The 24,161-nt window shown below is 66.8% G+C and carries 22 protein-coding genes; 6 read left to right on the top strand and 16 right to left on the bottom strand.

The features are described from left to right. Positions 1 to 81: 81 nt before the first annotated feature. From acnA to AQZ59_RS01130, 3 genes are all read right to left on the bottom strand, one after another. A complete protein-coding gene (gene acnA / locus AQZ59_RS01140; RefSeq protein ID WP_062612352.1) occupies positions 82 to 2,868 on the bottom strand; it encodes an aconitate hydratase AcnA in 2,787 nt (928 codons plus the stop codon). An 82-nt stretch (positions 2,869 to 2,950) separates the two neighbouring features. Further along, positions 2,951 to 4,141, bottom strand: a complete 1,191-nt coding sequence (locus AQZ59_RS01135; protein WP_062612351.1) for a class I SAM-dependent RNA methyltransferase — start codon at positions 4,139 to 4,141, stop codon at positions 2,951 to 2,953. Continuing rightward, on the bottom strand, positions 4,141 to 5,952 hold the full coding sequence (locus tag AQZ59_RS01130; RefSeq protein ID WP_062612349.1) for an APC family permease: 1,812 nt from the start codon (positions 5,950 to 5,952) through the stop codon (positions 4,141 to 4,143). The genes AQZ59_RS01135 and AQZ59_RS01130 overlap by 1 nt, the downstream gene beginning before the upstream one ends. A gap of 45 nt (positions 5,953 to 5,997) precedes the next feature. Here AQZ59_RS01130 and AQZ59_RS01125 point away from each other — a divergent pair, with 45 nt between their 5' ends. Continuing rightward, a complete protein-coding gene (locus AQZ59_RS01125) occupies positions 5,998 to 6,660 on the top strand; it encodes a potassium channel family protein (protein ID WP_236698629.1) in 663 nt (220 codons plus the stop codon). A 1-nt stretch (position 6,661) separates the two neighbouring features. Next, entirely contained in the window at positions 6,662 to 7,318 is a 657-nt protein-coding gene (locus tag AQZ59_RS01120) for a potassium channel family protein (RefSeq protein ID WP_062612348.1), read from the top strand. Here AQZ59_RS01120 and AQZ59_RS01115 read toward each other — a convergent pair. Genes AQZ59_RS01115 through AQZ59_RS01100 form a run of 4 tightly spaced genes read right to left on the bottom strand, consistent with a single transcriptional unit; the run spans position 7,315 to position 9,173 of the window. Beyond that, complete coding sequence (locus tag AQZ59_RS01115) at positions 7,315 to 8,007, bottom strand: DUF3159 domain-containing protein (RefSeq protein WP_062612346.1); 693 nt, start codon at positions 8,005 to 8,007, stop codon at positions 7,315 to 7,317. The two genes, AQZ59_RS01120 and AQZ59_RS01115, sit on opposite strands and share 4 nt — an antisense overlap. After that, entirely contained in the window at positions 8,000 to 8,248 is a 249-nt protein-coding gene (locus AQZ59_RS01110) for a single stranded DNA-binding domain-containing protein (RefSeq protein ID WP_062612344.1), read from the bottom strand. Before AQZ59_RS01110 ends, AQZ59_RS01115 begins: the two co-directional genes overlap by 8 nt. Next, positions 8,245 to 8,865, bottom strand: a complete 621-nt coding sequence (locus AQZ59_RS01105) for a DUF3710 domain-containing protein (RefSeq protein WP_062612342.1) — start codon at positions 8,863 to 8,865, stop codon at positions 8,245 to 8,247. The genes AQZ59_RS01110 and AQZ59_RS01105 overlap by 4 nt, the downstream gene beginning before the upstream one ends. A gap of 8 nt (positions 8,866 to 8,873) precedes the next feature. After that, positions 8,874 to 9,173, bottom strand: coding sequence for a DUF4193 domain-containing protein (locus AQZ59_RS01100; RefSeq protein WP_062612340.1), 300 nt, complete (start codon positions 9,171 to 9,173; stop codon positions 8,874 to 8,876). A gap of 185 nt (positions 9,174 to 9,358) precedes the next feature. Here AQZ59_RS01100 and sepH point away from each other — a divergent pair, with 185 nt between their 5' ends. Next, positions 9,359 to 10,324, top strand: a complete 966-nt coding sequence (gene sepH / locus AQZ59_RS01095; protein ID WP_062612338.1) for a septation protein SepH — start codon at positions 9,359 to 9,361, stop codon at positions 10,322 to 10,324. Positions 10,325 to 10,339: 15 nt separating this feature from the next. Here sepH and AQZ59_RS01090 read toward each other — a convergent pair whose 3' ends face one another. Together AQZ59_RS01090 and AQZ59_RS01085 are read right to left on the bottom strand one after the other, a co-directional pair. Continuing rightward, positions 10,340 to 11,419 carry an alkaline phosphatase family protein gene (locus AQZ59_RS01090; RefSeq protein WP_062612336.1) on the bottom strand — a complete coding sequence of 360 codons (1,080 nt, stop codon included), beginning with the start codon at positions 11,417 to 11,419 and terminating at the stop codon, positions 10,340 to 10,342. Then, positions 11,416 to 11,976, bottom strand: coding sequence for a DUF5998 family protein (locus AQZ59_RS01085; protein WP_062612335.1), 561 nt, complete (start codon positions 11,974 to 11,976; stop codon positions 11,416 to 11,418). The genes AQZ59_RS01090 and AQZ59_RS01085 overlap by 4 nt, the downstream gene beginning before the upstream one ends. Before the next feature lie 112 nt (positions 11,977 to 12,088). On the opposite strand from AQZ59_RS01085, the gene AQZ59_RS01080 reads away from it, so the two are divergent. Continuing rightward, entirely contained in the window at positions 12,089 to 14,479 is a 2,391-nt protein-coding gene (locus AQZ59_RS01080; RefSeq protein ID WP_062612333.1) for a DNA gyrase/topoisomerase IV subunit A, read from the top strand. An 11-nt stretch (positions 14,480 to 14,490) separates the two neighbouring features. Here the strand turns inward: AQZ59_RS01080 and AQZ59_RS01075 are convergent, their stop codons facing one another. From AQZ59_RS01075 to AQZ59_RS09940, 4 genes are all read right to left on the bottom strand, one after another. After that, positions 14,491 to 15,456, bottom strand: coding sequence for a GNAT family N-acetyltransferase (locus AQZ59_RS01075; RefSeq protein WP_062612331.1), 966 nt, complete (start codon positions 15,454 to 15,456; stop codon positions 14,491 to 14,493). Beyond that, a complete protein-coding gene (locus tag AQZ59_RS01070) occupies positions 15,456 to 16,484 on the bottom strand; it encodes a GNAT family N-acetyltransferase (RefSeq protein WP_062612329.1) in 1,029 nt (342 codons plus the stop codon). Before AQZ59_RS01070 ends, AQZ59_RS01075 begins: the two co-directional genes overlap by 1 nt. A 33-nt stretch (positions 16,485 to 16,517) precedes the next feature. Further along, on the bottom strand, positions 16,518 to 18,650 hold the full coding sequence (locus AQZ59_RS01065) for a DNA gyrase/topoisomerase IV subunit B (protein ID WP_062612327.1): 2,133 nt from the start codon (positions 18,648 to 18,650) through the stop codon (positions 16,518 to 16,520). Between the two features lie 110 nt (positions 18,651 to 18,760). Continuing rightward, a complete protein-coding gene (locus tag AQZ59_RS09940) occupies positions 18,761 to 18,871 on the bottom strand; it encodes a DUF7455 domain-containing protein (protein ID WP_423838576.1) in 111 nt (36 codons plus the stop codon). 169 nt (positions 18,872 to 19,040) lie between these two features. On the opposite strand from AQZ59_RS09940, the gene AQZ59_RS01060 reads away from it, so the two are divergent. Then, positions 19,041 to 19,643: a 3'-5' exonuclease gene (locus AQZ59_RS01060; protein WP_062612693.1), complete on the top strand. Its 603-nt coding sequence runs from the start codon at positions 19,041 to 19,043 to the stop codon at positions 19,641 to 19,643. A gap of 50 nt (positions 19,644 to 19,693) precedes the next feature. On the opposite strand, the gene AQZ59_RS01055 is transcribed toward AQZ59_RS01060, so the two are convergent. From AQZ59_RS01055 to AQZ59_RS01045, 3 genes are all read right to left on the bottom strand, one after another. Then, positions 19,694 to 21,313, bottom strand: coding sequence for an RNA polymerase sigma factor (locus AQZ59_RS01055; protein ID WP_413788357.1), 1,620 nt, complete (start codon positions 21,311 to 21,313; stop codon positions 19,694 to 19,696). A gap of 135 nt (positions 21,314 to 21,448) precedes the next feature. Continuing rightward, complete coding sequence (locus AQZ59_RS01050) at positions 21,449 to 21,847, bottom strand: universal stress protein (protein WP_062612325.1); 399 nt, start codon at positions 21,845 to 21,847, stop codon at positions 21,449 to 21,451. Between the two features lie 42 nt (positions 21,848 to 21,889). After that, entirely contained in the window at positions 21,890 to 22,993 is a 1,104-nt protein-coding gene (locus tag AQZ59_RS01045) for a DUF4192 family protein (protein ID WP_082661066.1), read from the bottom strand. 117 nt (positions 22,994 to 23,110) lie between these two features. Between AQZ59_RS01045 and AQZ59_RS01040 the strand changes: the two genes are divergently transcribed. After that, a complete protein-coding gene (locus AQZ59_RS01040; protein WP_062612322.1) occupies positions 23,111 to 24,160 on the top strand; it encodes a polyprenyl synthetase family protein in 1,050 nt (349 codons plus the stop codon). Position 24,161 lies beyond the last annotated feature (1 nt).

The raw sequence follows: 24,161 nt of genomic DNA, 5'->3' as shown, positions 1-24,161 counted from the left end.
CCACACACCTCTACGAATCTGTACGCCGGGGACGCGAGCGGGGCGGTGGCCAGGCCCGGCCACCGCCCCGCTCACATGCCCTTACGCCGAACGCGCGAGGTTGCGCAGCACGTACTGCAGGATGCCGCCGTTGCGGAAGTAGTCCGCCTCACCGGGGGTGTCGATGCGCACCACGGCGTCGAACTCGGTCACCGAGCCGTCCTTCTCGGTGCGGACCTTCACAGTCTTCGGGGTGCGACCCTCGTTGAGCTCCTCGATCCCCGCGATCGTGAAGACCTCGGTGCCCGCAAGCCCCAACGAATCGGCGTTCTCACCGGCCGGGAACTGAAGCGGGAGCACGCCCATGCCGATGAGGTTCGAGCGGTGGATGCGCTCGAAGGACTCGGCGATGACCGCCTTGACGCCGAGGAGCGCGGTGCCCTTCGCGGCCCAGTCGCGCGAGGAGCCCGAACCGTACTCCTTGCCCGCGAGCACCACGAGCGGCACGCCCGCCTCGCGGTAGGCCTGCGCGGCATCGAAGATCGTCTCCTGCTCGCCGGAAAGGAAGTTGCGGGTGTAGCCGCCCTCCACGCCGTCGAGTAGCTGGTTGCGCAGGCGGATGTTGGCAAACGTGCCGCGGATCATCACCTCGTGGTTGCCGCGGCGCGAGCCGTAGGAGTTGAAGTCACGCCGCTCCACGCCGCGCCCGGCCAGGTACAGGCCCGCCGGCGAATCCCACTTGATCGCGCCTGCCGGCGAGATGTGGTCGGTGGTCACCGAGTCGCCCAGCTTGGCCAGCACGCGGGCGCCCTCGATGCCCTCCACCGGGGTTAACTCCATCGTCATCCCCTCGAAGTACGGGGGTTTGCGCACGTAAGTCGACTCCCCGTCCCACGCGAACGTGGAGCCCTCCGGGGTGTCGAGCGAGCGCCAGCGCTCGTCTCCAGCGAACACGTCGGAGTAGGAGGAGGTAAACATCTCGCGGTTGACCGAGGCGTCGATCGTGGCCTGCACCTCGTCGGCGTCGGGCCAGATGTCGGCGAGGAACACGTCGTTGCCGTCCCTATCCTGGCCGAGCGGCTCGGTGCCGAAGTCGAAGTCCATCGTGCCGGCCAGCGCGTAGGCGATGACCAGCGGCGGAGAGGCCAAGTAGTTCATCTTCACGTCCGGGTTGATGCGGCCCTCGAAGTTGCGGTTGCCGGAGAGCACGGAAACCACCGCAAGGTCGGCGTCATTGACCACCTTCGAGACCTCCTCCGGCAGCGGGCCGGAGTTGCCGATACAGGTGGCACAGCCGTAGCCGACCAGGTTGAAGCCGAGCGCGTTGAGGTCGTCCCACAGGCCGGCGGCCTCATAGTAGTCGGTCACCACCTGTGAGCCGGGCGCCATCGAGGTCTTCACCCACGGCTTGGGACGCAACCCCAAGCGGTTCGCGTTGCGAGCGAGCATCGCGGCCGCCATCATGACCGACGGGTTGGAAGTGTTGGTGCACGACGTGATCGACGCGATCGCCACCGCGCCGTGGTCTAGCTCGGTTAGCGTGCCGTCGGCCAGCGTCACCGGGGTGACGCGGTGAGGACGGCCCGCGCCGGGCTCTTCGACGGGGGCTGGGTGCTCGTCGTCCGCACCCGGCGCCACCGGGTCGGAAGCCGGGAAGGTCGCCTCGAGCGCGGAGTCGATCTCCATCTCGATCTCCTCCTTAACGTACGTGGGCAGCACGTCGCGGAAGGCGGACTTGGCCTCCGACAGCACGATGCGGTCCTGCGGGCGCTTCGGGCCGGCGATCGAGGGAACCACGGTGGACAGGTCCAGCTCGAGGTATTCGGAGTACTCCACCTCCACCGACGGGTCATGCCACATACCCTGCTCCTTGGCGTAGGCCTCCACGAGGGCGATCTGCTCCTCGTCGCGGCCGGTGAGGCGCAGGTAGTCGAGCGTGACGTCGTCGATGGGGAAGATCGCGGCGGTCGAGCCGAATTCCGGGGACATGTTGCCGATCGTGGCGCGGTTGGCCAGCGGCACGGCGCCCACGCCCTCGCCGTAGAACTCCACGAACTTGCCCACCACGCCATGCTCGCGCAACATCTGGGTGATGGTGAGCACGACGTCGGTGGCGGTGGCGCCCGCGGGGATCTGGCCCGAGAGCTTGAAACCCACCACACGCGGGATGAGCATGGACACGGGCTGGCCGAGCATGGCCGCCTCGGCCTCGATGCCGCCCACGCCCCAGCCGAGCACGCCCAGGCCGTTGACCATCGTGGTGTGCGAATCGGTACCCACGCACGTGTCGGGGTAGGCCTGCAGCACGCCGTCGTTGACCTGGGCCATGGTGACGCGCGCGAGGTATTCAATGTTGACCTGGTGGACGATGCCGGTGCCCGGCGGGACCACCTTGAAGTTCTGGAAGGCGCTCTGGCCCCAGCGCAGGAACTGGTAGCGCTCCTGGTTGCGCTCGTATTCGATCTCCATGTTGCGCTGGAGGGCGTTGGCGGTGCCGAAGACGTCGATCTGCACCGAGTGGTCGATCACCATTTCGGCCGGGTTGAGCGGGTTGATCTGATCGGGGTTGCCGCCCAGCTCGGTCACGGCCTCGCGCATCGTGGCAAGGTCAACCACGCAGGGCACGCCGGTGAAGTCCTGCATGACCACGCGCGCGGGGGTGAACTGGATTTCGTGGCTGGGTTCGGCCGAGGCGTCCCAGTTGGCCAGCGACCTGATCTGATCGGCGGTCACGTTTGCGCCGTCTTCGGTGCGCAGGAGGTTCTCGGCGAGGACCTTAAGCGAGTAGGGAAGCTTCTCGGTGCCCGGCACGGCGTCGAGCCGGTAGATTTCGTATTCCTTCTCCCCCACGAGCAGCGTGGACTTGGCCTTAAAGGTATCAATGCTCATAGCTCTCCTTATGAACGTCCCGGATCACATTATCTCGATATCAAACTATCAGCCTCCGGGGAGCCTGTCTATCGATTTCGCTCTATCGCAGCGCGGTGACCACCTCGACGTGATGCGTGTGCGGGAAGATGTCGAAGGCCGCCATGGACTCCACCGTCTTTCCGCCTGCCACCAATTCTGCCACGTCCCGGGCCATCGCGGCCGGGTCACAGGAGACGAGCACGATTCGCGCCTCGGCCTTCGCCAGCGCCGACGCGGTCTTCTTGCCCAGGCCCGCGCGCGGCGGGTCTGCCACGACGGCGTCCGCGCTCACCTTGGCTGCGGTCCGCTCGTCGATCCTGGCCGCGCTCGCGCTCGCCCATGGCATGCCCGCGAGGTTTGCGGTCGCATCCGTCACGGCGCGCTGCGAACCCTCGATCGCCCGCACCCGGCCAGCATCGCCCACGGCCTTGGCAAGCGGCACGGTGAAGAGTCCCGCGCCGGAGAACAGCTCGAGCACCGACTCGCCCGGGCTCACGGCGGCCGCCCCCATGACGGCGCGTAGTAACGTGCTGGGCGCGCGGGTGTGAACCTGCCAAAAGCCGGCGGCCGACACGCGGTAGTCGTACACGTCGGCCTCCGTGGCGGCGCGCTCCCAGATGTGGCCAGCAGCCTCGCGGCCTGGGGCGGCATAGACGCGGTCTGCCACCACCACGTCCTCCCCCGACGCCGGGCCCACCACGTGCAGGCGCGTGCCCGGCGCGATCACTCGGTCCCACGCCGGGTCGAAGATGAGGCGCTCCAGCTCCGGTAGCGCCAGTGGCATGGAGGTGATGGCCGCGAGCTCGTTCGTGCCCTCGCGGTACATTCCCACCCCGCGCTTCAGCTTCACGACGTCGAAGCGCGTGCGACTCCCCCAGCCGTCCGTGTCGTCCACCGCGGCCACAGAAAAGCCGAGCCCGAGCGCCGTTTCGTACAGCTCCTGCCCGCCGATCCGACGCAGATTGCCAAGGACGACGCGCTCCTTGAGGGCGCGCTGGCCTTCCAGGGTGATGTGGCCGAAGTCGGCAGCGCCGGTAACTCCGGCCGCGCCGTCGGGCCAGGGGTGGGCCACCCGCTCGGGGCTGGCCTCGATGACCTCGCACACCACGGCCGTGAGGTAACGCGAGCGGCTGGCGGTGAGCTCGGCCTCCACGCGCTCGCCCGGGATCGCCCCGCGCACGAAGACCACCTGGCCCTCGTGCCGGGCGATCCCCACGCCGCCGTGGCCGATGTCCGTGATTTCGAGCAGCACTAGACCCCCTCGCCCAGGCGGTAGGGTGCCTCAGTGATCATCACCCGCGGCTCGAAGCGTAGGTCCGAGATTACGCGCGGGGTGGAGTGGCGCAGGAAAAAGCGCTCCCAGGCGCTCGAGTAGATCACGCGCGGGATGATGACGTTGACGATATCGTGCGGGCTTTGGGCCAATTGGGAGCGGATGTAGTCGACCACCGGGCCGCGCCACGCGCCCTTCGGTTCTCCGAGGATCGTGAGGTCCACCGGCACAAGTGAGGCCTCCCATGCCTCCCGGATCCGGCGAGTCTGACGCGGATCGATGTCCACGCAGACCGCGGTGAGGGAGGACAAGCGCATGGCGCGCGCCCAGGTGACGGCCGAGATCGTGGCGGCGTCGACCCGGTCAATGATGACCACACCGTGCACGCGCGTGGGCAGGTGGCGCCCCTCGCTCACGTCCCCCAGCTTCAGCTGCTCGCGCACCTTCGACTGCCCGCGCGAATAGGCCACGAGGAAGAGGACTGGCACCGACAGGGCGACGACGCCGGCCAGCGCCCACATCGGCTGGGCGTAGACCACCAGGCCCGCAACCCCGAGAGCCGCCAGCCCGTAGAACGCAAACACCCACGCTAGGCCGCGGGCCACCCGGCGTTCCTCGCCTACTGTGGAGTCGGTGAGGATCGTGCGCGAGCGCGAGACCATCGCGGCGCTAACGAAAGCAATGATGATGTAGACGATGAAGACGAAGACGGCTGCGATCGAACGCGCCGAATCGAGCGCGAGCGTCACGGTGGCGGCGAGCGCGGCGATCAGTGCCACGATGGCGCGCCGCGGGGCGACGGCGTCGGCGGCGGCGAGCTTGCGCGGCAGGAGACCGTCGAGCGCGAGTTCACGCAGGAGGCGCGGCAGCTGGGCGTAGGCCGTGATCGCCACCGCCAGGCCAAGCAGCGCGAACAGCACCACGTAGACGACCTGGCCGACGGGCCCGAAGAAGGAATAGGACATCGTGAGCGTGGGCAGGGCCTCGCGGTGGCCGGGCATATGCAGCGCCACGATGAAGTAGAACACGATCGCGATGATGAGGAAGGCGGCCAGCATGAAGGCGCCAAGCCTGCGCCTGCTCACCCGGCGCTCGGCGGAATCTTTGAGGATCCGCTCGGAAATGAGCGAGGAGATCGCGCCCACCATCGCGCCTGCCAGGACCGACTCCACGTAGTAATTCAGTTGGCCGACCACCCGGTCGGAGGTGAAGGAGTTTTCCTGGGCGAGGCGGATGTTTTCGAAGTCGATCGAGCCGGTGGCCTCGAGGATTAGGCCGTATCCGAGCAGGACCACCATGCCCAGCACCGCGCCCGCGGCGAAGAATACGCCCCAGCGCTCGATGCGGCGCATCCGCCCCGCCAGCGCCGGGACGGCGACAAGCAAGATGAGCACCGATTCGAGCGCCCAGTCCCACGAGATATCGAGCAGTGCCTCAGCAGAATTAACCGCGAGACCCACGCCAAGGATCAGGATCAGCGCGTAGGCCAATATCCGGGCGGCGGAAAGGAGTAGGCCCGCCCAGTGCCCCACGTACCATTCGGCCAGCTGGTGGGAGGCCTTCTGCGGAACGTGGCGGTGCAACAGGCCCGCGATAAACAGGGAGCCCACCAGCGTGAGAAACGCGCTGACCAGAGCGATGAAAATCGCCGTGACCTTCTCCGAGTACGACGCCGACCGCAGCACCACCTGCGGCACGAGGACCATGCCCAGCGCGATGATGGACACCGACGTCGACCTGGTGATCGAGCGGACGATGTCCTTACCGTGCTGGGAGACTTCGAGGTTCACATGGTTAGGTTACGCTGTAAACGCATTTGGGGTAACGTCTAAGTCGTGCATTTCGTCATTATGGGCTGCGGCCGGGTTGGCGCCAGCCTCGCCGTCAACATCGCAGATCGTGGGCACTCGGTGGCCATCATCGATCAAAACTCGCACGCCTTCCAGCGCCTTCCCGATTCCTTTCAGGGCCAGCAGGTCACCGGCGTCGGCTTCGACCGCGACGCGTTGCGCCAAGCCGGCATCGAAGAGGCGGCCGGCTTTGCCGCCGTGTCCTCCGGGGACAACTCGAACATCATCGCCGCCCGCGTGGTGCGCGAAACGTTCGGCGTGGACAACGTGGTGGCCCGCATCTACGATTCCTCGCGTGCCGGGGTCTACAACAAGCTCGGTATCGACGTGGTGGCCCCCGTTTCCTGGACGGCGGACCAGGTGATGCGCAACCTCATCCCGCTCGGGCCATACGTGGAGCACATCGACTCAGCCACCGGCACCGCGCTCTTCTTCGTTGACCTCGATCCCTCCTGGTATGGGCGCACGGTAGCCGACATTGAGGCCGAAACTGGGGCGCGCCTGGCCTATATCACCCGCAACCTCCAACTCGTCATGCCCACGGCCTCCACCGTGATCCAGGACGGGGATGAGTTGCGCTTCGTCGCGGCGCTCGCCGACGCCCAGGCGATCCAGCGCGTGACCAACCACCCCGCGAAGGTACGGTGACATGAAGATTCTGGTAGCCGGAGCCGGTTCAGTTGGCCGCTCGCTCGCCCGCGAAATGAGCGAAGCCGGGCACGAACTGACCCTCATCGACATCAAGCCCGAGGCGATGCGCGTGGCCTCCGTGCCAGAGGCGGACTGGGTCCTCGGCGACGCGTGCGAACTGTCCGTCCTCGAGGCCGCCGGGTTGAACGACACCGACGCCGTTGTCGCCGCCACCGGAGATGACAAGGCCAACCTCGTCCTCTCCCTCCTGGCAAAGACCGAGTTCGGCGTGCCGCGCGTCATCGCCCGCGTCTCTAACCCGTCCAACGCCTGGCTTTTCGACGAATCCTGGGGCGTCGACGTCGCAGTCTCCACCCCGCAGATCATGGCCGGGATCATCTCCGAGGCCGTCTCCACCGGCAAGCTCGTGCGCCGCATGGAGTTCCAGTCCGGCGCCACGATGTATCTGGCCACCGTCTCCGAGGGCTCGCTCTTCACCGCCCACGCGCTCGGTCAGATCGCCCTCCCGCCCGACATTCTGGTCACGGGCGTGGTGCGCGACGGCGTTCCACTTTTCCCCAGCACCGACATGTCGATCGACGCCGGCGATCAGCTCCTCGTCCTCGTGGGCGCCAATGCCTCCGAGGGTTTGGCCGACATCGAGGAGATCCTCTAGCGCTCCTCGGTCACGACGCCGGTCGCGTCGGTCTCGTCCATAACCGCGGGCACGTCGGGCAAGTCCTTGACCAGCAACCACGTGAACCAGCCGACCAACGCGAAGAACGGCACGCCCATAAAGAGACGGGCGATCCCGAGCGCCTCGGTGGCGTGGGCGAGGTAGAGCGGGCCCTGGACGGCAAGCCGGACGAGGAATAAGCCCAGCCACATCCACGTGATGAGCACGTAGCGGCGGCGGGTGACCCGCTGGGTGGGGTCGGTGCGCCAGCCTGTGGCGTCCCCACGGAAGAACCCGATGAGCAACCCGAGCGCCGGCCAACGCACGAGGATTGAGATGAGTAGGGCCGCGGCGTAGCCCGCGTTCGTCAGGAGCCCCCACACGAAGAAGTTCGACGCCTCCCCACTGCGCCACGTGACGAAGGCGGACAGGGCGATGGCGAACAGGCCGCCGAGCGCGGGGGTGACGGGGATACGCTGGATCGCCCGGATCAGGATAAAGGCCAGGGAGGAGGCCAGCGAGATGCCGACAGCCAGGTTGAGGTTGTGCATCACGGTGTAGAGAACGAGGAAAAGGACGGTGGGGATCGTGGCCTCCACCACCCCGCGCACGCCACCCACGGCCGCCACGACGTCGAAGTCGTCCTCAACCAGGGCGCGCATTCCGGTGGTGTTCGTGGACTCAGTCATCGTCGTTCGTCACTTCCAAGCTGGGGTTGAACATGGTGGGCACGCCGCGGTGGCGCGTGAGGGCGCCCGCTACGCGGATCTTCGTGCCGATATCTACGCATTCGAGGGTGGTCCTCGACATGAAATGCAAGGTGAGCGGGCCGTCGTCGGTGTCGAGCCGGACCAGTACCCGGTGCACCAACCCCGCACCGGGGTAGGTGATGGAGCGGACCGTGCCAACCAGCTCGCGCCGCCGCGTCATTCTTGCGCCGTCACCTGCTCCGGGATCTCGAGCGGGAGCAGCTCGCGCGGCGGGTGCGGGGCCTGACCGCGGTTGACCACCACGTCGCGGACGATCTCGATCATCTCGTTCGCCGCCGCCTCATCCGAACCGGCCTTGCCATACAGCGTGGCGCGCAACAGCCAGCGCGGCCCATCCACGCCGAGGAAGCGGTGCGGGGCCATCGCCTTGGAATTGGGAACGGGCATCTGCGCGTGCAGCTCGGGGCCGAGCGGGCCCTCCACCTCCTGCGAGAAACCGCCCTGGTTGGCGATCGAGGTGCGCATATCGCGCCGCACGTCGTCCCACAGCTTCGCCGAGCGCGGAGCGGCAAACACCTGTAGCTGCAGGGCCGAAGAGTTCTTCGAGTACACGATGCCGAGTACCTGCTCGCGCCGGCGGTCAAGGGTGAACTGGAGAGTCGTGTCGGGGATAACGGGGATCCACAGCGAGCCGGCGTCCAGGCGCTTGCCGATCGCCACATCGCCGGCGTCGAACGGACCGACCGTGGGCGCCTCTACCGCTGCCTCGACCTCCGCCTCATCAACGACGGCGTCCGCGCCTACTACCTGCTTCTTCTTCCCGAAGGGCCACACCATCGGTCCTCCTAGGAAGCGCACTCGGCGCAGACGGGCAGGCCGTCCTCCTCGTATGCCAGCTGGGAGCGGTGATGGACGAGGAAACAGTGGGAGCAGGTGAACTCATCATCCTGGGCGGGAACAACTGCAACGGAGAGCTCAACGTTCGACAGGTCCGCACCCGGAAGCTCGAAGCCCTCGGCGGCCTCCACCTCGTCTTCATCAACAGAGTTGGACTGGTGATTGTTGTTTCGCGCGTTGAGCTGGGTGAGGGAATCCTCCTTTAGTTCCTCATCCTGCTTTCGCGGCGCATCGTAATCTGTGGCCATGATCTCCCCTTGAATAGCTCGATGTTCACGCACTTTCTACCAAAGCTTGCCGCGTTTGACAACATTGGTTCTGAATTAGTGAATACGTGAGACAATTTGGCTCACATTGGCCAACACACCGCCGCCCGTGGCCCCATTGAATGCCGCCAGGTGGCACGCTTGTTGCAGGAATGTAGGAGGCAAACATGATCGAGCTCGAATTGTTGGGGCTTCAGGATGGGCAAAAGCTGAGCCTGAATGATTCAGATGGCAATCGATACGTACTTCCAATCACCGACGAACTGCGGGCGGCTCTGCGCACAGACGTGAGCGCCGCGGGCGAGGATGCACCCAAGCCGATCACGCCGCGCGAGATCCAGGCGTACTTCCGCGCCGGGCGCACGGTGGCCGAGGTCTCCGAGATCTCCTCGCTCCCGCCCTCGCAGCTGACCAACTTGGCCTACCCAATTTTTGCCGAGCGCGAGTACGTGGCCCAGAACGCCCGCTTGTACCGCCAGGGCCACGAGGACGGCGGCATGAGCCTGGAGGAGCTGGTGGCCTCACGCCTGCTGACCCGCGGGGTGGAGGCCGGGGAGGTCACGTGGGACGCCCGCCGCGAGCAAGGCGAACCGTGGATTCTCTCCGCCACGTACACCAGCGGCGGGGTGGTCAACGTCGCCCGCTGGTCGGTTAACACGAAGGCCCAGACTCTCCAGGCGCGCAACGACGAGGCGACCTGGCTCACCGAAAACCAGATCCCGGCCCCCGCGAGCCCCTGGCGTAAGCCAAACACGCCGGCGGCCGAGCCGGAGCAGAAGGCCTCGGTGATCGACGCCCAGCCGGCCTCTGCGGGCAGCCCCGTGGACATCGATTCGATGCTCGCCTCCCTCAACTCCAAGCGCGGCCAGGTCCAGCCGATGCCCGAGTTCGACGGCGCCCACCCGGCTGACTCCGAGCCGGAGGCGGCCCAGGACGCCACGGTTCTTTCCCTGCCCACGCCCGCGGCAAAGGAAGATGGGGACGCCTCGAAGGATGAGGCCCAGCAGGCCCTGCCCGGCGTCGCACCGGAGGCCCCCAAGGTTGAAAAGGTGGACAAGCCGAAGAAACGGCGCAACCGCCCGGCGATGCCCACGTGGGACGAGATCGTCTTCGGATACTCGAAGGACGACTAGGACCACACCATAGTTCTAGGCGTGGTCGATGACGAGCGGGACCATCATCTCCTGCTCGGTGAGCGAGCCGTGCACGCCGACGAGCCCAATTGCGCCTTCGCTCTGGTAGCGCGAGTCGACGATCGCCAGGTTGCCCTTCGCGAAGACGAGGACATTTCCCAAGACCTCGCGCGCGAAGCTCCCCATCGGCCCAAACAACCCGGCCTTTTCGGCCTCGCCCTGAGTGAAGATCCAGGCCCGCTCCCCCAGCACGTCCCGCCAGCGCGCAGCCACTGCCTGCGGTTCCGCCGTGTACAGGTGTAGCGCGCGCGATTCTCCGGCCACGACCTCCACCCCGCGGGTGAGCTCCTCCACGTCCGCGATGTCATAGCGCTCGTTGACGTCGATCATGCCGTGGTCGGCCGTGAGCACGAGCAGCGTGTCGCGCGGCAGGAGGCGTCGTAGCCGGCCGAGCTCGGCATCCAAGTGCTCGAGTTCGTAGATCCAGGCCTCCGATTCCCAGCCGTTGTGGTGGCCGGTGGAGTCGAGGTCGCCCCAGTACAGGTAGACGAGGTCGGCACCAGCCTTGAGTTCGGCGATCGCGGCGTCAACGCGCGCTTCGAGCTTTTCGGCGACGGCGGTGCGGCCGCCGCGGAGCGCGGCAAGCGTGAGCCCGGAGTCGACGAAGCGGCGTGGGTGGATCTTCACTGTGTCGAGGTCCGTGCTTTCGAAGACGGTGGGCACGGTCTGCCACTCCACCGGATCCACGTGCGGGGAGTTCCACGCGATGAGGTTGAAGACGTCCGTGCTACCCGGCACGCGCAGGGCATATCCGCCCATGGCCGTCCTGCCCGGCAGAGCGCCGGTGCCGAGCGCGCAGATGCCGGCCGCCGTCGTCGACGGCACCACCGTGGTGATGGCGCGCATGTCAAGAGAGCGCAGGGTCGGCGTGTGCCCGCGGCGCTGGTCGAGGTTGCGGTAGCCCAGGCCGTCCACCATAACCACGCACGCGCGGCGAGCGGAGGGGAACTCGAGCGCGGACTCGCCGCCCGCCCCGAGGGCGCGCAGCACGCCCGGCAGGACGCCGGCAATGTTCTCCTGGCCCGGCCGGATCATGAAAGCCGCCCGAGGATCCGCTCCACGTCGTCGATGAAGGCCACCCCCTGGGCGAAATGGGTGGAATCGACGTGGCGGTCGAGGAAGAGCTGGAGGTCCTCGTTCGTCGCCACACCCACGTATCCGTGGTCGTTCGTGCAGTTCGGGTCGTCGCATGCGCCAGGCTGGAGGTCCTGACTGTAGGCGGCACCCCAGCGCAGGCGCAGTAGGATGGAGTTGAGCTCGCCCACGCGCTCCCCGCGAAACTCACGCCGGCGCACCACGTGGTGCTCCTTGATCTCCGACAGGCACACCGACTGCGCCGTGGTGACGTACTCGCCGCGAGTGTCCATCTCGTAGTTCGTGTCCGAATAGACGAGTACGAGCCGTGTGACGGTAACGATGAAGGCGACGATCCTGTCATAGACCGAGTCCGCGTCGAAGACCGTCTCGGGCCGGACGTAGAAGGCGCGCACGACGTCGTCGCCAAGGGCCTGGCGGATGTCAGCAAGAACGGGCGACTCCTGCGCCACCAGGGTCAACAGCGCATCGTCGAGGTCGGATCGCATATCAATCATTGCCCCATTGTCCCAAAACCACGCCCGGCAAGCGACGTCGGGTCACGAACATCACGGCAACACGGGGTGCCGGCTCGCCGGTAGCAGCTCGCGTGGGCCAGATAATGGAACAATGGCCACCACTGAGCAAATCGTTGACATCGACGTGTCACAGGAGATGCGCACGTCCTTCCTCGAGTACTCCTATTCCGTCATCTACGCGCGCGCCCTGCCCGACGCCCGCGACGGCCTCAAACCCGTCCAGCGCCGCATCCTGTTCCAGATGGACCGCATGGGCCTGCGCCCCGACCGGGGGCACGTCAAGTCCTCGCGCGTGATCGGAGAGGTCATGGGCCGCCTCCACCCGCACGGCGACTCGGCCATCTACGACGCCATGGTCCGCCTCTCCCAGCCCTTCACCATGCGACTGCCCATGGTGGACGGGCACGGCAACTTCGGCTCGCTCGACGACGGGCCCGCGGCCGCCCGCTACACCGAGGTGCGCATGGCGCCCGCCGCCCTGGCGATGACGGCGGACCTGGATGAGGACGTCGTGGACATGGTGCCCAACTACGACAACACCTACATGCAGCCCGAGGTGCTGCCGGCCGCAATCCCGAACCTGCTGGTCAACGGCTCGTCGGGCATCGCGGTGGGCATGGCCACGAACATGGCCCCCCACAACCTCGGCGAGGTGATCGCCGGCGCGCGCTTCCTGCTGGATCACCCCGCGGCGACGCTCGACGAGCTCATGCGCTACATTCCCGGCCCCGACCTGCCGGAGGGCGGCAAGATCGTGGGGCTGAACGGGATCCGCCAGGCATACGAGACAGGCCGCGGCGTCTTCCGCACCCGCGCCACCGCCCACATCGAAAACATCACCGCCCGCAAGAAGGGCATCATTTTCACCGAGCTGCCCTACCTGGTGGGCCCGGAAAAGGTGATCGACAAGATCAAGGACGGGGTGCAGTCCAAGAAACTGCAGGGCATCACGGGGGTGCAGAACCTCACCGACCGTAAGCACGGCACGCGCCTCGTCATCGAGGTGAAGAACTCCTTCAACCCCGAGGCCGTGCTGGCCGACCTGTACAAGCACACCCCGCTCGAAGATTCCTTCGGCATCAACAATGTGGCGCTCGTGGACGGCCAGCCGCGCACGCTCGGCCTCAAGGCCCTGCTCGAGGTCTTCCTCGACCACCGCCTCACCGTCACCCGGCGCCGCACCGCTTTCCGACTCCAGAAGGCCAAGGACCGCCTGCACCTGGTGGAGGGCCTGCTCATCGCGATCCTCGACATCGACGAGGTCATCGCCGTCATCCGCTCCTCCGACGACTCGGCGATCGCCAGGGACCGCCTGATGAAGGTCTTCGACCTCACCGAGGTCCAGGCCGACTACATCCTCGAGCTACGCCTGCGCCGGCTGACCAAGTTCTCCCAGATCGAGCTGGAGCAGGAAAAGAGCGAGCTGGAAAGCCAGATCGAACAGCTGAGCGAGATCCTCGCCTCCGAGGCCAAGCTGCGCTCACTCGTCTCTGCTGAGCTGGCCCAGACCGCCCGCGAGTTCGCCACTGCGCGCCGCACGGTTCTACTCGAATCCGAGGCCGCCACGGCCGCCTCCGCGCTCAAGGTCGAGGACGATCCGTGCTGGGTGCTCCTGTCCGGCGACGGCCTCATCGCCCGCGTCGTCACCCCCACCGAGCCCTCGCGCTCCGGTCCGCGCCAGCGCCACGACGCCGTGGTTACCAAGGTCGCAACCACCAACCTGTCCGCGATCGGGGTCATCACCTCCGACGGCTCGGTCACGCGCCTGAACGTGGTCGACATCCCCGCGATCCCCGAAACCGAGCAGGCCCCGGGCCTGTCCGGCGGCGCGCCCGTGCGCGAGCTCCTGCTGGCGGGCAAGGATTCGCACGTGGTCGGCCTGGTCAACCTCGATGAGCCGCCCGTCCTCGCGCTCGCCACCGCCCAAGGTAAGATCAAACGCGTCAACCCTGACTACCCCGACCGCGGCGCGATCGACCTCATCAAGCTCGCCGACGGGGACGAGGTGATCGGCGCGGCCCCCGCCTCCGATAACGACGAGATTGTCCTCGTCACCTCCGGCGCCCAGCTCCTGCGCTTCCCAGCGGCCGGCGTGCGCCCGCAAGGCCGGGCAGGCCAGGGTATTGCCGGCATCCGCCTCGGCGAGGCGCGGGTGATCGCGCTCGGAGTAGTGCCCGCGGGCGACCTCGCGGCCCACTGTGTGGTCACCATCGCCGGCTCGTCCGGATCGCTTCCCGGCACCGTGCCCGGCTCAGCCAAGGTGACCCCGCTCGACCGCTACCCCGCCAAGGGCCGCGGCACCGGCGGCGTGCGCACACAGCGCTTCCTTCGCGGCGAGGACCAGCTGCAGATGGCGTGGGTGGGTGAGCTGCCCCCGCGCGCGAGCGACGCCCATGGCAAGCCGGTGGCGCTCCCCGACGTTGACGAGCGGCGCGACGGTTCCGGAACTCAGCTCAGCTCGGTGGTCATGGCGATCGGCTAAGGCCGGGCCGGCTAGACGCGCGTGGTCATGATATAAGTCTCGGCCACACGCGTGAAGTCGAAGTGCTCGAAGACCGTGACGAGGTCCGAGTCCGCGCCGTCGGCCGTGACGTCCAGCCCGATGTAGCTCAGACCCGCCGCGCGGAAGCGCTCCACGGCGGTGGCTAGGAGGTTAGAGGCCACGTGCTTGCCGCGCCATTCGGGCAGCACCACGATCTCCTCGATGTAGCCCTCGTCCGGCACCGTGTTGTCGACTCCGTGGCCGTCGAGGCCCGACGCGAAGCGGGAGGCCAGCACGTAGCCGGCGAGCCGGGGCCGATCCCCGAAGAGATCGATCGCCACCAGGCACAGGTCCTCGTCCATCTGCTCCAGGCGCTTGGCCCACGCATTGCCGCTCATCGCGGACATCTCGTTTTCGGCCATCACGCGGTTATGGGCCTTGCGCGAATCCTTCACCCAGTCCGTGCCCATCTTGACGATCTGAATGTAGGAGGAGACCTCAGTGACCGTGGCGGGTACGTCCAGGCTCCGCCGCATCTGCACGTAGCGCGAATTGGCGCGGAAGCCGAAACGGGTGGCCATCTCAAACAGGGCGCCCTGCGAGGCATCCACGTACATTTGGACCAGCGCGTCGTCCAGACCAAGCTCGGTGGCAAGATCGTGGGCCGTGCGGAGCTGGCGCTCGAGCAGGTTGTGGCCCACCCCGTGCGAGCGCCACGACGGCGCCACCCCACCAGAGATCGTGATCGGGTGCTCGCCGGCGTTCTTTGCCGGGGTCCGGGCCAGGCCAAAGGCCACGAGCTCCTCCCCCTCCCACACGCCCTGGGCGCGCCAGGCGTGGGAGTCGGCAAAATATCCCTCCACCTCGTGCCGGGTGGTTCGGTTCGCTGCGGAGTCGGCCTCCTCAATCGCCGCGATGATCGCGTACACGTGAGGGCCGTCCTCCGCGCTCAGCGCACTCCACGTCCAGTCAGCCATCAGATATCAATCGAGTAGAGGATCTGGGAGGAGCCTTCGAAAAAGCCATAAGACGTAAGGAAGTCGGTGGCTGGCGTCGCCTCGGAGATCACCGGCACGCGCATGTGCGCGATCCCCCGTTCCAACGCGGTGCCCATCTGGGCCACCACCAGGTCGGTGCCAATGCCCTGGTGGCGAAAACCGCGCTCCACCCCGTAGAACTTCACGCACATCGTGGACCCGTCGGCGGAGTTGAGCGAGTAGCCCACCAGGTTCGACCCGTCAGTGAGTAGCACCGACGTCGCCCGATCCTCCGGCGTCATCCAGTCCACCCACTCGGCCTGCGACATGGGCTGGCGCCGATCCATCACCATCGAGATCCGGTTGTGCAGGCGCAGCACCTCATCCGAATGCTTGTCGTCAAAGGCGATGAGCTCCATGCCGCGCTCCTCGAGGCGCGCCCTTGCCCCGCGCGCGTGCTCGGCGTGCTCGGCGCCCAAGTCCACGTCCATGTACGTCCAGCGCGTGTGCGGGGAGAACCCGCCAGCGGCGAGCAGGCGGCGTCGTTCCATGTTCGATAGCCGTGCCCTGGAACGGATAGAGGCCGGCAGGTCGTAGCCGGCGTCGAGCATGAGCTGACGCGCCCGCCCGTCCTGCCACTCGAGAAGCGCCCGGCCGATGCCACGGCCGCGCCAGTGCGGACGGATCACGCCGTAGATGTTGGCCTGGGCCTCGGTGAGCGGGTGGGGATTGTTGAAGACAAGCCCGATCGCCTGGAGCTGACCGCTGGCGTCGCGTCCCACGATCGCGTCCAGGTTCTTCCGCTCCTCCTCGCTGGCCTCTACCCATGGCGTGACCTGCTGGAGGATGCGGAGCTCGTCGCAGATTTCCGGGTCGGCCGATTCGGCCAGGAGCTCGGACAGTTCGTCGAGGTCCCCTGCAGCGAGCCGGGCCCAGGTCAACCCCAGGTGGGGGCTTGGCCCCGCCAGCTCGCTCGGCGCAGCCAAACGCTGTGCGAGTGAACGTCCCGTGATCTCTCCCGTCTGCATATGCCTCAGTCTACCAATGGTGCCGTGCAACGCCTACGCGTCGATCTGCTCGCGCGAAATATCGTCCGCGCCCTCGACGATGAAATCGCGCCGCGGCGCCACTTCCGATCCCATGAGCAGCTCGAAGGTGTCCTCGGCGAAACGCAACGCCTCCTCGTCGGCGAGCGACACTCGACGCAGCATCCGGTGGGATGGATCCATGGTGGTCTCCGCCAGCTGGTTGGCGTCCATCTCGCCCAGGCCCTTGTAGCGCTGGATCGGTTGCTTGTACGTGCGCCCACTCTTCTCCAGACGGGCGAGGATGCGGTGCAGCTCGGCGTCGGAGTAGCTGTAGATATACTCCCCCTTCTTTCCGCCGCGGCCTGCCACCTCCACCCGGTGCAGCGGCGGGACCGCCGCATACACGCGCCCGGCCTCCACAAGGGGGCGCATGTAGCGGAAGAACAGCGTGAGCAGCAGGGTGCGGATGTGGGCGCCGTCCACATCCGCGTCGGTCATGAAGATCACCTTGCCGTAGCGCGCCGCGTCCAGGTCAAAGGTGCGCCCCGAGCCGGCCCCTACCACCTGGATGATCGAAGAGACCTCCTGGTTGTTCAAGATGTCGGTGTGCGAGGCCTTTTGCACGTTGAGGATCTTGCCGCGGATCGGCAGCAGGGCCTGGAACTCGGAGTCGCGGGCGAGCTTGGCGGTGCCGAGCGCCGAATCTCCCTCCACGATGAACAGCTCGGTGCGCTCGATGTCGTCCGATCGGCAGTCGGCCAGCTTCGCCGGCAACGACGACGTCTCCAACGCGTTCTTCCGCCGCGAGATTTCCTTCTGGGTGCGGGCGGCCACGCGGGCGCGCATTTCCGCCACCACCTTCTCCAAAACGCGCTGGTTCTCGCCCTTCGCATCCCGCTTGGTGGAAGCGAACTCGCGCGTTAGCCCCTCCTCGACCACCTTCGCCACGATCGCGCGGATAGGTGCCGTGCCCAGCACCTCCTTGGTCTGCCCCTCAAACTGCGGCTCGGGGAAGCGCACGGCGACGACGGCCGTGAGGCCCGCCAGGATGTCGTCCTTTTCGATGCGCGGATCGCGCGCCGTGACCTTGAGCTGGCGCGACTTGGCCTCGATCTGGGCGCGGACCACCTTGACTAGCCCCTGCTCGAAGCCCACCAGGTGCGTGCCGCCCTTCGGGGTGGCGATGATGTTGACGAAGGTCTCCTCGCGCGTGTCGTAACCGTTGCCCCAGCGCAGCGCGATGTCGACGTCGCACACACGCTCCACCTCTCGCGCCCGCAGATGGCCCGACTTCTTGTCGAGCACCTGGACGGTCTCGTCGAACGTGCCCTGGCCGGTCAGGTGCATGGTGCGAGACACGGCCGGGTCGGTGGCCAGATGGTCGACGAAGTCCACCACGCCGCCGTCGTACTTGAAGACCTCCTCCACCGGCGCGTCGGCGCGCTCGGGCAGGCCGCGCTCGTCGCGCACGACGACTTCGAGGCCCGGCACGAGGAAGGCCTTCTCGCGCACGCGCTCGATCAAGTGCGCGTAGGAAAACTCGGTATCCTTCGGGAAGATCTCCGGGTCAGCCCAATACCGCACCCGCGTGCCCGTCACCTTCTTCGCCACCTTCCCGGTCACGCGCAGCTCGGAGCTGATGGTGAACGGGGTGAAGGGGGCGTCGGGGGCCGGGGCGCCGGCGTCGTCGAACACGCCGGGCTCGCCGCGCTGGAAGGACATCTCCCACACCTTGCCCTCGCGCTTGACGGCCACGTCGAGGCGCTGGGAGAGCGCGTTGACCACCGAGGCGCCCACACCGTGCAGGCCGCCGGCCGAACCGTAGTTGGCCGAGTCGAACTTGCCGCCCGCGTGCAGCTTGGTATACACCACCTCGACGCCGGAGGCGCCCGTGCCCGGCACCTCGTCCACCGGGATGCCGCGCCCGTTGTCCTCCACCTCAACCGAGCCGTCCGAGAACAGCGTCACGCGGATCGAGGACGCATAGCCCTCGGTCGCCTCGTCGATCGAATTGTCAATGATCTCCCATAGGCAGTGCATGAGCCCGCGCGAATCGGTGGAGCCGATGTACATGCCCGGGCGTTTGCGCACGGCTTCCAGGCCCTCGAGGACCGACAGGTGGCGGGCGTTATATTCCTGCTTTTCAGTACTTGACACGCTTGGCATGATAGCCGCTCGCCGCCACCCTGTGAGGGACGCACGCGGAGTAGAACGCGCCACGAAGCGCATTCGGGCAAAGAAAAAGGCCGGCTCGCGCCGGCCCCGGCGAACGAGTGTTATACCCGGTTCGTTTCGTCAATGACAGTAATGGCCACCTTCTCCAAGGCTGGCATGTGCCTGCGCCAGTGATGGGCACAGAACTGAAGCTGACCCGACGGCAACTCCACACGGACGTAGGCCTGTGCGTTGCAGGCATCGCAGCGGTCAGCGGCGGTTAGCACGGGAGTATCAAGTATTGCGTTCACACTACGATCAAAGCACGTCGCGCCCGCATTATTCCTCTTATCTCACCCACGTTCGCCTGCGGCCTAAAGGCGGTGTGGAACAATGGTGGCCATGACTTCCTTCGCCGTTGTCGACGTCGAGACCACCGGGCTCGACCGCCGCGCCGACCGCATCGTCGAAATCGCGGTCATCCTCCTTGACCGCAACCTAGTCGAGGAAGGGCGGTGGCAGAGTCTCGTCAACCCCGGCCGCGCCACCTCCGCGGTGGAGATCCACGGCCTGACCGACGCCGCGCTCGCAGGCGCTCCGCGCTTCGCGGAGATCTCCGGGCGGGTGCTCGAGCTGCTGGCCGGGCGGGTGCTCGTGGCCCACCACGCCGCCTTCGAACGCGCCTTCCTCAGCCGCGAGCTTGCGCGGGCCGGGTACGACCTTGGCCTCGACGAGGGGGCGTGCGTGTGCACGATGGACCAGTCACGCATATACCTGCCCCCGGGATCGCATTCGCTGCGCGGGGTGGCCAAACGGCTCGGACTGCCGCCCGCACCGCGCCACCGCGCCATGCACGACGCCGAAACCTGCGCCAGCCTCCTACGCTACTACGTGGAGTTCGAACAGCGCGGCCAGCGCTACACCGACACGGCCACGAACCGCGACGGCGCCCCCGTCTACCCCGCCCAATGGGAACGCGCCCGGTGCTGGGCGCCCATCAGCTAGGCGTCCTACTCCAGGCGCGTGATGCTTGGCGGCCCGGGCGGACCCGGCCGTTACTCCAGGTAGTCGCGCAACACCTGCGACCGCGACGGGTGGCGCAGCTTAGACATCGTCTTCGACTCGATCTGGCGGATACGCTCGCGCGTGACCCCGTAGACCTTGCCGATCTCGTCCAAAGTCTTCGGCTGGCCGTCGGTGAGGCCGAAGCGCATCGAGACCACGCCGGCCTCGCGCTCCGAGAGAGTGTCAAGTACCTGGTGGAGCTGCTCCTGCAGGAGCGTGAAGCCCACCGCGTCGGCCGGGACCACGGCCTCGGAGTCCTCGATGAGGTCGCCGAACTCCGAATCGCCGTCCTCACCCAGCGGCGTGTGCAACGAGATCGGCTCGCGGCCATACTTTTGCACCTCGATGACCTTCTCCTCGGTCATGTCGAGCTCGCGTGCCAGCTCCTCGGTAGTGGGTTCGCGCCCGAGGTCTTGCAACATCTGGCGCTGGACGCGCGCGAGCTTGTTGATGACCTCAACCATGTGCACCGGGATGCGGATCGTGCGGGCCTGATCGGCCATCGCGCGCGTGATCGCCTGGCGGATCCACCAGGTTGCGTACGTGGAGAACTTAAAGCCCTTGGCGTAGTCGAACTTCTCCACCGCGCGCACGAGGCCCAGGTTGCCTTCTTGGATGAGGTCCAGGAAGAGCATGCCGCGTCCGGTGTAGCGCTTGGCGAGCGAGACTACGAGTCGCAGGTTCGCCTCGAGCAGGTGATTCTTGGCGTTGCGCCCGTCGCGGGCGATGATCTCGAGCTCGCGGTGGTACTTGCGGTCCTCAATCTCCGTGGTGTCGAGGATGTGTTGGGCGAACAGGCCCGCCTCAATGCGCTGGGCGAGCTCGACCTCCTCGGCCGCGTTCAACAGGGGCACCTTACCGATCTGCTTGAGGTAATCCTTGACCGGATCGGCGGTAGCACCCGCCACGAGTACGCGTTGGGCCGGCTCGTCGGTATCGTCCGAATCCTTGACGACGAACGCGCCCTTGGACGTCTTGGCCGCCTCGGCGGTAATGACCACCGACTGGTCGGCCGACTCGTCTTCTCGCTCCTCGTCTTCGCCCTCCTCGTCCTCGCCGGAGTCCTCGTCCAGGTCGTCATCGAGCTCAAGCTCGTCGAGGTCCTCATCATCCAGGTCCTCATCGAGTTCCTCGTCCGTCTCCGGCTCATCCGGGGAGGCTGGGCTCTCCTCGGGCTCGTCCTCGTCCTCCACCTTCGGCTCGACCGCGGCCTTGGCCGGGGCGGCGGCGAGAATAGCCTCAACCAGCTCGGCCTTGCGCAGCTTCGAGGGGCTCTCCACGCCCAGCTCGGTGGCCTTCTCACGCAGCTCGCCCACCTTGAGTTTGGACAGCTCGGCGGGTGCGGGCTGGGTGGCCTGCTCGTCAGCGGCAGTCGCCTTGGCGGACGCTTCCTTCTTGGCGGCCTGCTTGGCAGCAGGTGCCTTCTTGGCGGGAGTCTCCGCCTTCGCGGGGCCGTCCGTGCCGGCAACCTTTCCGGGCGCCGCGGCGGTAATCGCCTCAACCAGCTCCGCCTTGACCGCACGCGAGTTCAACTGAAGCCCGAGCTCCTTTGCGAGCGCGCGTAGCTCGGCGACCTTCATCCCCGGCAACGCAGCGACATCGACTGACACCTCTCTGGTAGAAGAGGGGGTAACAGCTTGAGACTTTGATGCGGCCACATGCAACCTTTCGTAGTACAACTCGCCCATTATAGCGGTAATCGTGACGAATCATGATTCCGCGCTTAAGGTCAACGCACGCGTGGCCTAATTATTCCCCTCAGCGCCCTGCTCGCGGACCACGAGCACAGAGCACGGGCACTCGAGGAGGAGCTTTTGGATTTGCGAGCCGAGCCTGAGCTTTCCGCCGGCGGGCTTGTGTGCGAGCGAGACGACGACGAACGAGGACTCCTCGCGCGCCAGCTCCGAGATCTGCGTGGCCAGGTCGGTCTCATCGACCCGCACGTCGATCCTGAAGCCGATGTCGGCTCCATCGAGCCGGTCGGTCAGCTCATCGATCTCCGAATCGATCTCTTCCTGCTCGAATTCGCCGATTGGGCGGCGCAGGAGGGCGATGAGCGGTTGATCTTCGCGCCTGCACAGCCTGATGGCACTACTCAGCGCGTCGTCGCGTCCGCCGTGACTGACAGGAACAATAACCGCCATATCGCCCCTCCTTATGTCGGATTTATTCTCAAATGTACACGTTTATTCAACCCCGTTCCAAGACGGCTCACGCTCTCTCACGAGCTTAAGCGGGTAGTCCTTGGGCGAGGGCAGATTGACGTGGAGCGCGTGCATAACGAGCTTGGCCAGCGGGTACGTGTAGTCCGATCCGATCGCCAACACGGCGTTCATCAGCGCCCGATCTGTGTCTCCTTGCCACCAGGAGAGGTAGCCGGCCATGGCGGCGGGCGCCGGTTCGGCGTCGTCGGAACGCTCCGCTAGGTATTCGAAGAGGTCGATCATGATCCCGATGCGCTCGGGCGCGGGCTCTCGAACGGCGCTCAGCTTCTTCATGAGCTGCTGGGCCGAGATTCCTCCCATCTTCACCGTGCCCTTGTCCACACCGAAGAGTATGAGCTGGTCGCGTAGCAGGATGTCGTGCATCGCGGCGATGAGCTGACCGGCCGTCTCCTCGCTTCCGATCGCGCTTGCGGGGTCTGCCCCGGCGTCGAGCGCGTCGAGAACGCCCTGCCACAGCTTCACTCCGCGCCGCTTGCCTCCCTTCCAGGCTCGCGCGGCGGCTACGGCGTCACGACGCTCGGGCCACTCCAGGCGCATCCGCTTCTGCGGCGGCTCCCTGCCCGCGGGCGCGTTGCCGTCGAAGACGGCCTGGGCGACGGCGGGGGCAGCCTCGAGTTCGGCGAAGGGCATAACGAGATCCTCGGCGCACAGGTCCTCCCAGGTGCCGTGGCGGGCGTCGAGGCAGGCGGCCCACGAGTCGTAGTCGGTCATCCCCACCGTGACGCAGCCGTCGCCACCCGTGCGCATGTTGATCAGTTGCTGGCAGGCAAGGCCCACCGTGTCGAGGATGTCCACCGAATCGCGGTCATCGAGCATGGTGTGCAGGTCGGAGCCGTACCAGCCGATGTAGAGGTCCTTGACGCAGAACGTGTCGACGAATTCGAGTGCGACGTCGATGATGCCCGCGTGCACCCTGGGGGCATCGACGCGAGCGACGGGCCCGCCCACCCTTCCGTGGATTCCAGTCAGCGCCACAAGGACCACGGATTCCTTCGGTTTGAAGCCGAAGAGGTAGGGGAAGAGGGCGAGCATTTCATGGGGGTGATTGAGTCGTATTCTTTCCATGACGCAAGTATTGCGAACGCCCTGCGTAATCCTTGCCGTGTATACCCACAAATGTGGATAGGGTGTACGCGAAGCGCGGATGTGGTTAACTTTCGCCCTTGCCGATAGGCTCAGGGCATGGAGAGTTTTAGCTCGGCTGTCTCGCACAGCCTCATCCGCGCGCTTGACGAATCTGCGCCCTTTATCGACGACCCCGCCGCCACCTGCCACTGGCGGGAGTTCCTCGCCCCGGCCCGCACGCTCGCCGCGTCCGGTAAGCGTACACGCGCCCTCCTCATCGCGGCCGGCCACGAGGCCTTCGGCGGGGATGGCCGCCCCGTCTACGCCGGCACCGCGGCCGAGCTCTATCAGCTCTCCGCCCTCGTCCACGACGACATCATCGACGAATCTCACACCCGCCGCGGCGCACCCGCCTCACACCGCGCCTTCAGCGCCACGCACGCCGACCTGGGCATGATCGGCCAGGCCGAGGACTTCGGGGCCAAAGCCGCGATCTTGCTCGGCGACTTCCTGCTCTCCCTCGCGGCACTCGAGATTGACCGGGCAGAGGCCGCCGACGCCGCAGCGCTTTCCCGCGCCCGTACGCTCTTCCACGAGATGACGGCCGAGACCGCCTACGGCCAGTACCTTGACTTGCGCGCCGAAACCACCCCCCTGCGCGACGACCTCGGCACCGCACTGGACGAGGCCCTCCTCGTCCTACGCCACAAGTCCGCCCGCTACTCGGTGGAGCTGCCCCTCATGATCGGTGGCGCGCTCGCCGGGGCCTCCCCCGCCGATATCGACGCCCTCTCGGCTGTCGGCCGCCCACTCGGCATCGCCTTCCAATTGCGCGACGACGAGCTCGGCATCTTTGGCAGCCCCAACCAGACCGGCAAACCCGCCGGAGGCGACCTCCGCGAAGGTAAGCACACCGCCCTCCTCGCGCTCGTACGGGAGATGGCCAGCGACGCCGACCGCGCCCTGGTCGACGGGGCCCTCGGGCGCGACCTCACCGACGCCGACGTCGAGGCGGTGCGTGACATCGTGCGCTCCTCGGGCGCGTTCGCTGCGCACGAGCAGATGATCCGGGACTACGAGGAGCAGGCGCTAGCGGCGGCCGACGCCCTGCCCGAGGCACCCCTGCTGCGCGCAGCGATGAGCAGCCTCGAAGAGCGGCGCTCCTAGC

The organism is Trueperella bernardiae (assembly GCF_001469025.1).
Taxonomy (GTDB): domain Bacteria; phylum Actinomycetota; class Actinomycetes; order Actinomycetales; family Actinomycetaceae; genus Trueperella; species Trueperella bernardiae.
Note: the sequence above shows the minus strand (reverse complement) of the source record. Positions and strands in the feature narration are given on the sequence as shown.